A 14,279-nucleotide genomic window follows, 5' to 3' on the forward strand; every position below is an offset into this window, starting at 1 on the left:
GTTTACTCGCCGACTGAAATCGACAGGCTGCGCCCAAAACCGGCCGTGCTGAGGTAACACTCGAATGAGTCTCCCACTTCGGAGACGTAGTTCGACGCCCTCAACTCGACTGTCGTCGTCGCTTCAGTCCCTGCATCGAGCGGCACACGTCGACGACGTGGTCGGCGCGTGTCGATGGGTCCGTTCGTGTTGACGCACGCACGAAATACGCCATCGACTGAACCGACGTTCTTCGCCGTAATCTCTACCTCGACGGTGCCATCGAATGGGACCGTCCTTGGTGCGTCGAACGAGACGAGTTCGAACCTCGGGAGCGGGTCGGAGAGGCGGTTCACATCCGCCGATGGGAGCGTCCATTCGACAATGTCTCCGTCAGATTCGATGTGCAGTGTTGCGTCGTCCGACCCCGAGTACTCACTCGGAACCACGAATCCGACCCATCCTGTGCGGTTCGAGTTCGGGTCGTACGGGAGTTGGGGGCTGATGAGGTGGTCGAGATAGACTTCTCTCGCCGGAACGTCGGCGAAGATTTCTCTCGCCACGAACACGTCGTCGCCCGCGACCAGCCGAATCGAGTCCAGCGGGATGCTGGCCGTCTCCGGGGTGTCGACGGCGAGTTCCACGAACACGACCCAGTGGCCTTCGACATGCTCGACTGCGCCCCAACTACTGTTGAGAACGCGATGGAAGGACTCCTGTACTTGCACAACCTGTGGTGTCACTCCCACCGACCCGAGAATCACGCGCTCGCCGAACGCGTGCGGCTCGGGCCGCGGTGTCGGTGTTCTCGTCTCTCGCACGGATTGCGTCGGCGGCCGAGCGCCGATGCAACCGGCGAGTCCGAGTGTCCCGAGGCTTCCACCGAAACCAGCGAGGTAGCTCCGTCTGGAGGGCATAGCCGCGGTTACTCGGGTCGTCGGGATAGTTTTTCTGTCTAAAATGAAGTGGTCTGTCGTGCGGTGCGAGCGTCGGTGTGAGTGGATGATGGCCTACCGGGGTGGTTACATCATGCCGCCCATGCCGCCCATGCCACCCATGCCGCCGCCGGGTGCGCCGCCTTCCTCGTCGTCGTCGCCGCCGGTCGAGAGGTCGCCGGCCGCGATGATGTCGTCGATCTTGAGGACGAGGTTTGCTGCTTCGGACGCAGAGGTGATGGCCTGCTCTTTGGCGTGGGCCGTCTCGACGACGCCTGCTTCGAATGCGTCTTCGACTTCGCCGGTGAAGACGTTCAGGCCAGCGCGGACCTGTCCGTCTTCGTGGGCCGCACGCAGGTCGACGAGCGTGTCGATGGAGTCGAGACCAGCGTTCTCGGCGAGGACGCGCGGGACGAGTTCGAGCGCGTCGGCGAACGCTTCGACGGCGAGCTGCTCGCGACCGGAGACGGAGTCAGCGTAGTCGCGGAGGCGCGAGGCGAGTTCGACTTCGATGGCACCGCCGCCCGCGAGGACGCGGCCGTCGGCAACCGTCGAGGCGACGACGTCGAGGGCGTCCTGCACACCGCGTTCGAGTTCGTCGACGACGTGGTCGGTCGAGCCACGGAGGAGGAGCGTGACACCGTGGACGTCCTCGCCGATGCCTTCGACGTAGAACAGGTCGTCGTCGTCGTCACGGCGGATGGACGCACGACCGAGGTCGGCGACTTCGATGGAGTCGAGGTCCGAGACGATGGACGCACCAGTGATGTTCTTGAGGAACTTCATGTCGGACTTCTTGGTGCGGCGGACTGCGAGGATGCCCTTCTTCGCGAGGAAGTGCTGGGCGAGGTCGTCGATGCCCTTCTGGCAGAAGACCACGTCAGCACCGGAGTCGACAATCTGGTCGACCTTCGCCTTCAGTTGTGCCTCTTCCTGGTCGAGGAACTTCTGAAGCTGGTCGGGGCTCTCGATGGAGACGTTCGTGTCGATGTCGGTCTCTTCGACCTCGATGGGTTCGTTGAGGAGGAGCACGTCGGCCTCGTCGAACTGGACCGGCATGTCGTCGTGGACGGGGTCCTTGTCGATGACAGCGCCGGTGAGGAGTTCGGACTCCGAGGCGGAGCGGCCGGTCTGCGTCTCGATGGCGATGTTTTCGAGGTCGACGACGTAGGAACCGTCGTCTGCTTCGACGGTGACCTGCTTGACGGCGCGGACGATGAGGTCCGCGAGAAGCTCCTTGTTGAGTTCGGAGCTCTTGCCAGTCATCGAGGTTTCGGCGACCTTCTTCAGCAGGTCTGTATCTTCGGGGTCGATGCGCTCTGCGATGTTGTCGACTTCCTCGCGTGCCTTCTCGGAGGCGAGGTTGAAGCCACGGATGATGGCCGTCGGGTGGATGTCCTGTTCGAGGAGGTCCTCGGCGTTCTTCAGGAGTTCACCCGCGATAGCGACTGCCGTCGTCGTGCCGTCGCCTGCTTCGTCTTCTTGCGTCTCGGCGACTTCGACGATCATCTCGGCCGTCGGGTTGTCGATGTCCATCTCTCTGAGGATGGTGACACCGTCGTTCGTGATGGTGACGTCGCCCATCGAATCGACGAGCATCTTGTCCATCCCTTTCGGGCCGAGTGTCGAGCGTACTGCTTCTGCAACCGCTCGGGCGGCGCGGATGTTGTACGCCTGTGCGTCGCGATCTTTGACGCGCTGGGAGTCTTCACCGAGAATGATCATCGGCTGACCCTGCTGCATTCGCTGGCTCATAGTCATCGCCTGATTGTTTGTGATTCTATATAAATGCTACGCCGACGATTCGGCGAGCGAATGTTGATAGAGCGGTGAGAGTTTCACGTAATTGGGAGACTGCGGCAACTTTTGGGCGGTTGTGGGTCATTGTGTGGCACGACACCATATGGCACAATGACCCTTCGATTGTCCGGCTTTATATACTATTTTTCGATAGGTTCCTTCCAGTGGACGGTTATCGTCCCGACGGCGAACGCATCGTCGGTCGATTCGTCGCGCACGACTCGAATGGTGTTCGTCCCCTCGACGAGTTCAGCGCCGACGACGGTATCGACCCAGTACTGCCAGCCATCACTCGGTGGGATGTCGAATCCAGAGAGGGCGTCGCCGTTTATCTGAATATCGTGGCCGTACTCGCCGACGTCGAACGCTTGAATGCCGAGGTAGGCTTCTTGCGGGTCGTCGGTCGGAACGTCGAACTCGAAGGGTTTCGTCTCGTTCCCGGCGTCGTCGGCCCAGTCGAGGTCGAGTGTCTCGTCCGGCGGATGCAGATGCGACCCGATAAACACGGTTGCGTAGTTCGCGCGATGTGGCACGCTCGAAGCGTACGGGAGCGTCGATAAAAAATCCGCGTGGCCAGCTATCGAGACTGGCGGGTCGTCTCAGGTTTCGTCAGGAAGTTCCTCGGCGATGAACTCACCCTCGATATCTTCGAGCTCGGGCTCGTCGTCTTCGCCATCTAACACCGACAGTTCTCGTTCATACAGCCGCTCAGTAAGCTGGGTCCGCTTGTTGAGGCCCTTCTTCTCACGGCCGGTCTTGGTGTCAGGCATTGTCAAACGTGGTATTGCTTCGCACGGTGATGAATGTTTTGGACGTTGTTCTGATACGGGACGCCTCGGAGGAGCCCGTAGACGCATAGTGGACAAATTGCAGTTGTGTTGGCTGCAGATGAACGTACGCCGCTTGGTGAAAAGAGGTCTCTGTGGGTTCTCGGTGGACGGGAATGGCAGTTGCGATTAGGTAGTTGTGGTGCGTCTTTGGCGGGTCTGGGTGTGGTCGGTGGGTCGGAAGAGTCGTGCTGAATACAGGGCGCGTACTGCACGACCATTCTCGGTGAGCAAAGCCGTAATCCCGTCCGCAATGGTGACGAGATGGAACACGAGAAAAAGAGATTTCCTGAGGGACGGTTGCCTCCGAAAAGGCCTCATCACAGCCGCCGTTTGTTGTTCTCGTCGTATGCTCGGAGGCCCTGCGCCGCGAGTTTGACCGTTCGTTCGATGCGCGTTTGCTTGGTCTCGTCCGTCTTAGCCTCCTCAACGGCCGCGATGAAAGCGTACTGGTCCGTGTTCGAGAAGTTCTGGAAGTTCTCCCAGGCGGTTTCGTCCGCACGCAGCGCCGCCTCAAGTTCGGCCGGAACTTCGTGGTCGTCGCCGAGGCGATAGGCAGCCGCCCACTCGCCTGTCTCCTTCGCCACTTCGACGAGTTCCATTCCGGCCGGGGTCATCTTTCCCGCCTGAATCATCGCCTCGACCCGCTCCTTGTTCGCCTTCGACCACTTGCTGTCGGGGCTTCTTGGCGTGAACCGACGGGTGTACGTCTCGTCGTCGATGCTCTTGACCAGGCCGTCGATCCACCCGAAGCAGAGCGCTTCCTCGACCGACTCGTCGTAGCCGATACCGACTCGCTTGGCGTCGGCCTTGTAGTAGCCGATCCACAGCTCTTCTGCCGTGTCGTGGTGCTCTTCCAGCCACGTGCGGAACTCGTTACGAGATTCGAAGAATATTGGGTTCATGGGTCAAGGAAGACATCGCGTGTCTATTATCCTCCTGTGAACGTAGGCAGTGGGGATTCTCAGAGGATTGGAGATGAGATCATGTCTTCGGTAACGCCGTCGCTTCTACTGACCGCTCCGAACACGTCTTGGAATCGCGGCCGCTCGTGCTGAATTCGCGCCCTGTATCGAACAACCCGACGGGTGCCAGAGTGATCCTTCGCTCGTGACCGACTTGCGCGCTGTATTCAGCACGGCATCGACAAACTATCAGAATCTGTCGAGTTCGAGAGAGCCGAATTTCTGAAACTGGTTGTCTCTCAGTGTTGGAGAGGGATTTGAACTCCACTCGCAACGCGACTCACGGCTTCGCCGTTCGTCTTTCTGCGACACTCCGTGTCGCACATTGCTCGCTAGTTCAAATCCCTCCTCGTCAACGTTCTCCCGAACTCGCCGTCTGCAACGCGACGAGACGCGTTGCTATGTGAGTTGAGTTCGGAAGAAGCGCCAGGAGAGGGATTTGAACCCCCGATCCCAGAGGGAACACGCTTTCCAGGCGTGCGCCTTACCGCTCGGCCATCCTGGCTGGCTTACACCGCAACGTTTCCGCCTGATTAATTTAAGCCCTTCCTTTCCGTTCGAGTCGCGGCTCGATGACGTATGTCACAGACGCGACGACGATGCCGGCGGCGACAGCGACCGCTGCGACCGCCCCAAACGACGCCTCGATACCGAGTCCGAAGAGCGCCGAACTCTGCGCGAGGACGCCAACGAGGAGGAGACTCACCGCCCCCCACGCGAGGGCGGAGCGAACGCGGCGGTTCACTCCTCGTCGACGACGGCGACGGCCTCGATCTCGACGCCGACGCCTTTCGGCAGGTTCGCCACCTCGACGGCCGACCGAGCCGGCGGTTCCTCGTCGAAGTACGTCGCGTACGTCTCGTTCATCTCGTCGAAATCACCGATATCCGCGAGGAAGACGGTGGTCTTCATCACGTCGGAGGCGTCTGCGCCTGCCTCGTCGAGGATGGCCATCACGTTGTCGAGCGACTGCTTCGTCTGCGTGGCGATGTCTTCGTCGTCGAGGAGTTCGCCGTCCGGCGTCAGCGGAATCTGGCCGGCGGTGAAGAGGAGCGACCCGTTCGTCGTCGCCTGACTGTACGCCCCGACTGCGGCCGGCGCTTCGTCCGTGTGGATGACTCGCTTCATATCCGGCAGATTTCGCCACGCGAGCATAAAATAGGTGGGAACGGTCGGGGAACGAAGGTCTGAACGGCCGGGGAACGATGTCGTTTGCGGGCCGTCGGTGAGCGCCAGTGGGTCGGTTAGACCGACTCACCGGAGAGACCGATACCGGCGGCGAGCGCACCGGAGACGAACAGCAGGCCCATCCCGAGAGCGGTGACGATATCGCCCTCGCTGAACGCGATGCCGGCGACGGCGAAACTCACCACGACCAGTGTGAGGCCGAGGAGGGTGAGCGGTTTCGTGAGCGATTCGACGGTTGGGTTGGTGTTGGGGAGGGTAACCATGGGTATTCAGTGTCGAGGGGTGGTTAAGCGTACGATTCTCCAGGTTCTGTGGGACCGCTGAACGTCGAGTAGAGGATGCCGAAGTACGCGAACACCAGCGGCAACAACAGGGCTGCCGTGACGGTCATGATGTTCAACGGGAGTGTCGAGATGATGGCATCCGAGACGGTCAGCCCGGCCACGGGGTCTACCATCGGGAACAGCAGTGCGGCGACGAGCGCGACGAACGCGAACACGAGTACCGGGACGGTCCCGAACGCGAGCGTGTAACGTTCGCGTCGGAGTGCGACCAGATACCCGCCGCTCGCGACGAGGGTGAGGACGACGAGTGCGAGGGGAATCGGTGCGAGAACACCGAGGTCCGGTCGCATCACGACGAGGTACCCGAGCGCGACGACGACGAGGGCCAGATACGCCGCGAGTGCGGGCAGGCCGTAGGCAGCGATGTCGCGCCGGAGTTCACCGCGCGTCTTCAGTCCGAGGAACCCCACGCCGGCGACGACGGTGAGTGCGACGACGGCGAGCGCGACGACGACGCCCGGAATCGACACCAGCGTCTCGACGCCGAGAAGCCAGTGCGCGGTGAAGAGACCGAGGAAGAACGGCGCACTCACGCTCCCGACGACGAAGGCGCGACCCCACCACCGCTGCCACGTCTCGTCGTGGCGCTGTTCGTACATCTCGGGGGCGAGACCACGGACGATGAGTGCGCCGAGGATGGCGAACATGAGCAGGTAGTGGCGACTGAACAGATTCGCGTACACCGCTGGGAAGGCGGCGAACAGCGCGCCGCCGAAGACGACCAACCACACTTCGTTGCCGTCCCAGAACGGGCCGATGGCGGCGAGGAGCACCTCGCGTTCTTCGTCGTCGTCACGGGTCGCAAACAGCGCGCCGACGCCGAAGTCGAACCCGTCGAGGAACAGGAACATGGCGAGAATGAAGAACACCAGTCCGAACCACAATTCCTGCAGTGGCAGGCCGAAGAGCGGGTCGGTGGCGAAGCTGCCGTACTCAGTCATCGACGGTCACCCCCTCGGACGGAGTCGATTGCGCAGGTTCGGCGCCGTCGATGGCCGGTGGTCCGTTTCGAATGATTCGCTGGACGACGTAGGTGTACAGCGCCAGAAGGCCAGTGTACACCACGACGAATCCGACGAGCGTGATGGTCGCTTCGAGACCACTCAAGCCGGCCGACACGCCCTCGCTCGTCTTGAGGACGCCCTGTATCACCCACGGTTGCCGTCCTACCTCAGTGACGATCCACCCGACTTCGACGGCGAAGATACCGAGGAGCGACGACACGACGAACGCCTTGTGTAACAGGTCGTCGTCGTACAACTCACCGGTCAACCAGCGGTACCCTGCCCAGAAGGCGAGCAGGACGAACCAGAACCCTGCGGCGACCATGAGGCGGAACGACCAGAACACGATGGCGACGGGTGGTGACTCCGTCTCGAACTCGTTCAGGCCTGTTATCTGGGCCTGTGGGTCGCCGCCGCTGGCTAACCACGAGGCTCCGCCGGGGATGCCGATGCCGAACAGTTCTTTGGCACGCGGGTCGGTCAAATCGTCGAGACTGGTCGGGATGGCGAAGATGTACTCGGGGACGTAACTGTCCGTCTCCCAGACTGCCTCCATGGCGGCGAATTTCTGCGGTTGCGTCTCGTAGACGTGGCGGCCGTAGGCGTCGCCGTGAATCACCTGCAACGGGGCAGTCACGAGGAGGACGACGATGGCGATTTTCAGTGTCTTCCGCCAGAATTCGGCGGACTGTCCACCGTCATCGGCACCGATACCACCGCGCCAGATGTGGTACGCCGCGACACCGGCCATGAACAGGGCAACTGAGAGCACCGCCGCGTTCTGCATGTGGACGAACATCCACGGGAATCGCGGGTTCGCGTACGCGGCGATTGGGTCCACGAGGAGGACGACGAGGTGTCCGCTCTCGCGTGCGAGTTCGTACCCGCGTGGCGTCTGCATCCACGAGTTGGCGACCAGAATCCAGACGGCCGAGAGCCATGTTCCCAGGCCGACGGCGACGGCAGAGACCATGTAGAGCGCGTCAGAGGCCTTCTCGCGTCCGAAGACGAACACACCGAGGAACGTGGCTTCGAGCATGAACGCCATCATCCCCTCGGTGGCGAGTGGCCCGCCAAACAACTCTCCGGCGGTGGTCGAAAACGCGGCGAAGTTGGTCCCGAACTCGAATTCGAGGACGATTCCGGTCACCGTCCCGACGACGAACGAGACGGCGAATATCTTGGTCCAAAAGCGGCGCAACTGCTCGTACACCGGGGCGTCAGACCGGATGTCTTTCCACGTGAAGTAGATGAGGAAGGGTGCGAGGCCCATGCTCATCACTGGGAAGATGATGTGGACGATGGTCGTGAGCGCGAACTGCAGTCGACTGGCGGAAACTGGGTCGAGCATGGTATGGGCGTGTCCGGGGCAGGGAGTCGGGGCGGCGGGGAGTGGCGGCAAACGGGATCGGAACCGCCCAAAAAAGCCCTTTGTTCTGAGGGATGGTCAACCACACGGCCAATTCCAAGAAACTGAAAATCATCACGGGTTGTCTCACCCTTTGGCTCTGTAGAATCGACGTTCGGCCCCCCTCTGGGGGACGACTTCGAGGTCAGTCGAGCACTTCGACTTCGTACCCTTCACTGCGGAGGGCAGACAGCAGCGAATCGACGTGGTCGGGGCCGCGCATTTCGAGGTCGATTTCGACTTCTGTCGCGTTCAGGGCAATCTTCCGCGAGGTCCGGTCGTGGCGGACGGCGTAGATGTTCGCTTTCTTGTCGGCGATAATCTGAATGAGGTTTTCGAGCGACCCCGGTCGGTCTTTGAGTTCGGTTCGAATCTTGAGGTAGCGCCCTGTCTCGACCAGTCCACGCATCACCACCGTGGTCAACGTGTTCATGTCGATGTTGCCTCCACAGAGCGCCGGGACGATTACTTCGTCCGCTTCGTAGTCGAACTTCTCGAAGATGAGTGCGGCCAGTGCAACCGCCCCCGCGCCTTCGACGAGCGTCTTCGACCGTTCGAGGAGGTAGGTGAGGGCGACGGCAATCTCTTCGTCGGAGACGGTGACGACTTCGTCGACACGTTCCTGGACGACTTCGAACGTCTTGTCGCCCATTCGACGGACGGCGATTCCGTCTGCGATGGTGTCCACTTCGTCGAGGGTCTGGACGGACCCTTTGATGAGTGAGTCTGCGGCACTGGACGCCTGGTCGGCTTGCACGCCGATGACGCGGACCTCCGGGTACTGTTCTTTGATGGCCGTCGAGATGCCGGAGATGAGACCACCACCGCCGATGGGGACGATGACGGTATCGAGGTCAGGGCAGTCTTCGACGATTTCGAGGCCAATCGTTCCCTGTCCCGCCATTACGTACTCGTCGTCGAAGGCGTGGACGTAGGTTCGACCCTCTTCGCGTTCGATTTCGTGGGCCTTCGCTTGTGCCGCGTCGTAGTCGTCACCGTAGAGGACGACGTCACCACCGTACCGCTCTGTCGCTTTTACCTTCGTGATGGGTGCGTACTCAGGCATCACGATTTTCGAGTCTACACCTGCCCGGGTGGCGGCGAGTGCGACGCCCTGTGCGTGATTGCCGGCACTCGCTGTCACCACGCCGGCGTCCTGTTCTGCGTCGGAGAGTGTGGTGATACGGTTCATCGCCCCCCGGATCTTGAACGACCCCGTTCGCTGGAAGTTCTCCAGTTTCAGGTGGACTTCGGCACCGGTCATATCCGAGAACGTGTGCGAGTATTCCAGCGGTGTGCGTCGGGCGACCGCTTCGACGCGCTCGCGGGCGTCTTGAATGTCGGAAAGGGAGAGCATGGTCACGAATCGCCGCCTTTCGTGTTTAATCGTTCGGGATAGTTTCCATTCGTTCACGTGTTGTCAACTCACACAGTGACCGACGGCACTGTCGCTGGCCGAGTAGAATGTGGGGGGAAAGGGGGAATGCACGCGTGTGACGTGCAACTTATTTTCTGGACCCTAGGTATATAAACGTCCCCCACCCGCGGCGAAAGTGTAATCGGTAGACAGCGGCGACTTGAAATCCGCGTATGACGCTCGTCATTCGAGTGTCGTGCCAGTGTCGATTGACTAACGTGAATAGCATCGACGCCCTGGTATCGCACTCTTTGACAGGAGACGAGACGAGACGAGGTACGAGTGGGGAAGGGGACGATTCGCTCGGACAATCGATACTCGACGCGTTGGTCGTCGTCGGAAAAGAACCCGTGCCGTGTTTCAGCGTCGTTATCCCGTGTCTCGTCGTCGTTACCGGTCGTCGAGTGCGGGGAACTCGAGTCCCTTGTCGCCGATGTATCGGGCACGCGGTCGGATGAGGCGGTTGTCCTCGTACTGTTCGAGGATGTGAGCGATCCATCCACCGACGCGAGAGACGGCGAAGATGGGGGTGTAGAGGTCGATCGGGATTCCCATCTGGTAGTACGTCGACGCGGAGTAGAAGTCCACGTTGGGTGCGAGGCCCTTCTCTTCGGCGATGTACTCCTCGATTTCGACGGACATCTCGTACCACTTCATGTCGCCTGCGGCCTCGCCGAGCGCTTCAGATTTCTCACCGAGAATCTTCGCGCGGGGGTCTTTGACGTTGTAGACGCGGTGACCGAATCCAGCGACGCGTTCGCCGCGTTCGAGGGCATCTTTGACCCACTCGGTCGGGTCCATGTGACTGTCGTCGACGTCTTTCAGCATCCGCATGACGTTCGCGTTCGCACCGCCGTGCAGCGACCCCGAGAGTGTACCAACTGCCGAGGTGACTGCGCTGTACATGTCCGAGAGCGTGGACGTCGTGACCATCGCGGAGAACGTCGAGGCGTTCAGGCCGTGGTCCGCATGCAGTACGAGGGCCATGTCGAACGTGTCGGCGAGAACCTCGTTCGGTTCCTCGCCGTTGAGCATGTAGAGGAAATTCGCAGCGTGATTCAGGTCGTCGTTCGGGGCGACGTAGTCGTCGCCACGTCGGAATCGCGCGTACGCAGCGAGGACAGACGGCGTCTTCGCCGTGATGCGCTTTGCCTTCTCGAGGTTGACCTCCCGGTTGGTCACGTCTTCGAAGTCTGCGTTCTCGTCGAACGCCGACATCGCCGAGACGAGCGTCCGGAGCGCCGCCATCGGCGACTCGTCCTGTTCGGCGAGTTCGCGTGCCACGTCGAGAATGCCGTCGCCGAGGTCACGGTGCGCCGCCAGTTCGTTCGAGAACGCGTCGAGTTCGTCCCGATTCGGAAGCTTCCCGTGCCAGAGGAGATACAGCACTTCCTCGTAACTCGCGTCGCGTGCGAGGTCGTCGATGTCGTAGCCACGATAGATGAGTTGTCCCGCATCGCCGTCGATGAAGCTAAGCTCCGACTCGGTGACCAGCACACCTTCCAGCCCCCGCTTCAGTTCGCCTGACATACCCTGAAGGTTGCTTACCATATCAAAAAAGCGTTATCGTTTCCCTTCATATGTTATCGACCGACATACACATACCAACGAAGTACAGTCGTGCGATTTTCCACCTGAGAGCCGACTAGACTCCCTATCGACATCTGTCGAGATTACTGGCCCCATTATATGCCCCCGTGTTCATGTGTGGCGCGAGACACGATGGCCTGCCGAGGTTCATATGCAATGACGACGTAGAGGACATCGAGAAACGGTGGCACCGATATTCCTGGCAAGTCTTTTCCCGTCACGTCGTGAAGGCGGGCGCATGAATCCGGAGGACGTCGAGTACGAACCTGTGAGTGTGAAGGCCGTACTCGCAGAGATGAAGGATACCGCAGAGTTACTCATCGACCTTTCGTACTCGTCTGTCCTCTTTGCGAACGACGAACTCGCGGCCGAGGTCTTAGCCCTCGAAGAGCGGATGGACATCCTCCAACTGCAAGCTCGCATGAGTCTGATGATGGCCGCGCGAAGCCCCGAAGACGCAGAAGAACTCGCGCCCGTCCTCGGCGTCGTCGGGGCCGCAGAGAAGATTTCTGACGCTGCGGGTGACATCGCGAAAGTCGTCATCGAAGATATCGGTCTTCCGGATGCGATTCGCGCTGCGCTTCCCGAGGCCGTCGAAACGACGATTCGGTGTGAACTCACCGCGACGTCGCCGTACGCCGGACAATCGCTCGGCGACATCAACATGGAGACTGAGACCGGTGTTCGTGTCGTTGCCCTCACTCGTGGCGGGATGTGGGTAACCAACCCGAACCACGAGACGACACTCCGCCCGGGTGACGTGTTGCTCCTCAGGGGCCGCGACGAGGGGCTTCGAACCGTCCACGAGGACGCAACTGGCGTCCCATACGACCCCCCAGCGGTCGAAGAACCGACGATCAAGGACCTCGAACGCGCCGTCGACTCCATCGTGCTGATGAAGGATATGAGCGAACTCGCCGTGGACCTCGCGTACGGTGCCGTGCTGTTCGACAGCGAGGGCGTCGCAGAAGAAGTCGAAGAACTCGAAGCAGAGGTTGACGCTCTGAAGTCGCGGTTCGAAGCGTGGACGCTCCGCGCGGCGAGTCGCGTCGAAGACCCAGTTTCGCTCCGTGGACTCGTCCAGATAGCCAGTGCGACGGAGATGATAAGCGACGCGGCACTCGAAATCGCCGAGGGTGTTCTCCGCGGCATCGACGCGCACCCCGTCGTCGCCGCCGCCGTCAAGGAGTCGGACGAGGTTATCATTCGCCTGCGCGTCGCCCCCGGAAGCACGCTCGCCAACTCGACGCTCGGCGACCGGCGGGTCAAGACCGAGACAGGGATGCGCGTCATCGCGGTCCGCCGCGCCGGTGGCCACGAATGGGTCGTCTCGCCCGGCTCGACCACGCGACTCAACGAAAACGACCTCATCATCGCCAAGGGGACGCGCGCCGGGGCCGAACGACTCGGCGAACTCGTCGGCGACGAGCGCGAATTCGACGAGTAGTTACAGCTGCTTACTGAGCTGATACGCCGACACGAGTGTCAACACCGTCGCCACGAGCAGTGCCGTCGCGGAAGCGAGGACGAACGCGAGGATGAGGAACCACCCTTCCGGTCCGAGTATCGGATACGCACGTGTGCCCGCGAAGGGGCCGAACAGTTCGAGGACGCGAAAGAGATAGGCACCGACGGCGAGACTCAAGCCGACGACGGCACCGATAGCGGCGTTTCGCGGCACGTCCAGCGCCTCGACGAGGCCGGCGGCAGGCGGGCGTTCGGGAACGTCGTCTGTCACAATCCGCAGTTACGACCCGGAGACCAAAGCGACACCGCTTTTTGCAGACGCTCTCGGGCGGCGATTCAGTGGTGGTACTCGCCGGACCGAACTCCTAAAGGGAGGTGGCTCCGAGTTTTTCGGTATGATTACCTTGGGAACGGCGAGCGCGGCCCCCGGGGAGATTGACGTGGGCCGCCTCGAGGTAGGTGAGTCCCGCGACGGCGGGACCGTCGGCCTGCCAGTCGCCGTCATCAACGGCGCGTCGGCAGGGAAGACGCTCTACATACAGGCTGCCTCAGACGGTGACGAACTCAACGGCGTCGGCGTCGTCCAGCGGGTCGTCCCACAACTCGACCCGGCAGAGCTCTCCGGCGATATTCTCGTCGTCGGCATCGTCAACTATCACGCGTTTCAGGTCGCACAGCACCGCAACCCCATCGACGACACCAAGATGAACCGTGCGTACCCCGGCGACGAACACGGCACCTCGTCGGAACGCATCGCAGCGGCGACGTTCGAGGCCGCCCGTGGTGCTGACCTCATCTTGGACCTCCATCAGGGGTCGACGAGTCGGATGATAAACGAGGCGCGCGTGCGCTGTGGCCGTCACCACCGCATGCACGCGAAGTGTCTTCGCCTCGCGAAGACGTTCGGCTGTGGCTACGTTCTCGACCAGAAGGGACCGGATGGCCAACTCGCCCGCGCCGGCCCGGATGCCGGCATTCCAACCATCGACCCTGAACTCGGTGGCTGTGTCGGATGGGACGAAGCGAGTATCCAGAAAGGCGTCGACGGCGTTTTCAACGTCCTCTACGGGTACGGCTTCCTCGACGGCGACGTCGAACTCGAGGCACAGACTCGCGCACGCGGCTTCGACCAGTACGGCTCACCCGTGGGTGGCCTCGTTCGGTTCAAACGTGACCTCGGCGAAGAGGTCTCTTCGGGGGACGTGCTCTTCGAAGTAACCGACGTGTTCGGCCAACTCAAAGCCCGTGTGACCGCCGACCACGGCGGCATCTTCTGGCGGTCCCGCCGACTCCCACAGGTCGCAAGCGGCGAGTACGTCTGTTCGGTCGGTATCGATATCGACATGTACTGAGTA

The 14,279-nt window shown here is 61.5% G+C and carries 15 protein-coding genes and 1 tRNA gene; 2 read left to right on the forward strand and 14 right to left on the reverse strand.

The annotated features are described in order from the left end of the window. Nucleotides 1-2: 2 nt before the first annotated feature. From ACK3SC_RS02680 to citZ, 13 genes are all read right to left on the reverse strand, one after another. A complete protein-coding gene (locus ACK3SC_RS02680) occupies nucleotides 3-896 on the reverse strand; it encodes a hypothetical protein (RefSeq protein WP_416838580.1) in 894 nt (297 codons plus the stop codon). A gap of 105 nt (nucleotides 897-1,001) precedes the next feature. Beyond that, nucleotides 1,002-2,639, reverse strand: a complete 1,638-nt coding sequence (thsB, locus tag ACK3SC_RS02685) for a thermosome subunit beta (RefSeq protein WP_416839929.1) — start codon at nucleotides 2,637-2,639, stop codon at nucleotides 1,002-1,004. A gap of 215 nt (nucleotides 2,640-2,854) precedes the next feature. Next, the gene (locus ACK3SC_RS02690) at nucleotides 2,855-3,247 is read right to left on the reverse strand and encodes a hypothetical protein (protein WP_416838581.1); all 393 of its coding nucleotides are present in this window, start codon (nucleotides 3,245-3,247) and stop codon (nucleotides 2,855-2,857) included. 66 nt (nucleotides 3,248-3,313) lie between these two features. Then, the gene (locus tag ACK3SC_RS02695) at nucleotides 3,314-3,484 is read right to left on the reverse strand and encodes a hypothetical protein (RefSeq protein WP_416838582.1); all 171 of its coding nucleotides are present in this window, start codon (nucleotides 3,482-3,484) and stop codon (nucleotides 3,314-3,316) included. Nucleotides 3,485-3,861: 377 nt separating this feature from the next. Then, nucleotides 3,862-4,446: a YdeI/OmpD-associated family protein gene (locus tag ACK3SC_RS02700; protein WP_416838583.1), complete on the reverse strand. Its 585-nt coding sequence runs from the start codon at nucleotides 4,444-4,446 to the stop codon at nucleotides 3,862-3,864. A 484-nt stretch (nucleotides 4,447-4,930) separates the two neighbouring features. Continuing rightward, nucleotides 4,931-5,011, reverse strand: a tRNA-Ser gene (locus ACK3SC_RS02705). Between the two features lie 33 nt (nucleotides 5,012-5,044). Next, complete coding sequence (locus tag ACK3SC_RS02710) at nucleotides 5,045-5,251, reverse strand: hypothetical protein (protein ID WP_416838584.1); 207 nt, start codon at nucleotides 5,249-5,251, stop codon at nucleotides 5,045-5,047. Next, the gene (locus ACK3SC_RS02715) at nucleotides 5,248-5,634 is read right to left on the reverse strand and encodes a RidA family protein (RefSeq protein ID WP_416838585.1); all 387 of its coding nucleotides are present in this window, start codon (nucleotides 5,632-5,634) and stop codon (nucleotides 5,248-5,250) included. Before ACK3SC_RS02715 ends, ACK3SC_RS02710 begins: the two co-directional genes overlap by 4 nt. 116 nt (nucleotides 5,635-5,750) lie before the next feature. Next, nucleotides 5,751-5,957: a hypothetical protein gene (locus tag ACK3SC_RS02720; RefSeq protein WP_416838586.1), complete on the reverse strand. Its 207-nt coding sequence runs from the start codon at nucleotides 5,955-5,957 to the stop codon at nucleotides 5,751-5,753. A gap of 23 nt (nucleotides 5,958-5,980) precedes the next feature. Then, nucleotides 5,981-6,979 (reverse strand): cytochrome d ubiquinol oxidase subunit II, encoded by a 999-nt coding sequence (locus ACK3SC_RS02725; protein ID WP_416838587.1) that lies wholly within the window; start codon nucleotides 6,977-6,979, stop codon nucleotides 5,981-5,983. After that, a complete protein-coding gene (locus ACK3SC_RS02730; RefSeq protein ID WP_416838588.1) occupies nucleotides 6,972-8,393 on the reverse strand; it encodes a cytochrome ubiquinol oxidase subunit I in 1,422 nt (473 codons plus the stop codon). Before ACK3SC_RS02730 ends, ACK3SC_RS02725 begins: the two co-directional genes overlap by 8 nt. A gap of 202 nt (nucleotides 8,394-8,595) precedes the next feature. Further along, nucleotides 8,596-9,807: a threonine ammonia-lyase gene (gene ilvA, locus ACK3SC_RS02735; protein ID WP_416838589.1), complete on the reverse strand. Its 1,212-nt coding sequence runs from the start codon at nucleotides 9,805-9,807 to the stop codon at nucleotides 8,596-8,598. Nucleotides 9,808-10,257: 450 nt separating this feature from the next. Beyond that, on the reverse strand, nucleotides 10,258-11,397 hold the full coding sequence (gene citZ, locus ACK3SC_RS02740) for a citrate synthase (protein WP_416838590.1): 1,140 nt from the start codon (nucleotides 11,395-11,397) through the stop codon (nucleotides 10,258-10,260). Nucleotides 11,398-11,695: 298 nt separating this feature from the next. On the opposite strand from citZ, the gene ACK3SC_RS02745 reads away from it, so the two are divergent. Next, nucleotides 11,696-12,904 carry a potassium channel family protein gene (locus tag ACK3SC_RS02745; protein WP_416838591.1) on the forward strand — a complete coding sequence of 403 codons (1,209 nt, stop codon included), beginning with the start codon at nucleotides 11,696-11,698 and terminating at the stop codon, nucleotides 12,902-12,904. On the opposite strand, the gene ACK3SC_RS02750 is transcribed toward ACK3SC_RS02745, so the two are convergent. Next, entirely contained in the window at nucleotides 12,905-13,195 is a 291-nt protein-coding gene (locus tag ACK3SC_RS02750) for a hypothetical protein (protein ID WP_416838592.1), read from the reverse strand. A 124-nt stretch (nucleotides 13,196-13,319) separates the two neighbouring features. Between ACK3SC_RS02750 and ACK3SC_RS02755 the strand changes: the two genes are divergently transcribed. Then, entirely contained in the window at nucleotides 13,320-14,276 is a 957-nt protein-coding gene (locus ACK3SC_RS02755) for a succinylglutamate desuccinylase/aspartoacylase family protein (RefSeq protein ID WP_416838593.1), read from the forward strand. The last annotated feature ends 3 nt before the right edge of the window (nucleotides 14,277-14,279 follow it).

Origin of the sequence: Haloferax sp. DFSO52 (genome assembly GCF_048158745.1) — an archaeon.
In the GTDB taxonomy this organism is placed as follows: Archaea; Halobacteriota; Halobacteria; order Halobacteriales; family Haloferacaceae; genus Haloferax.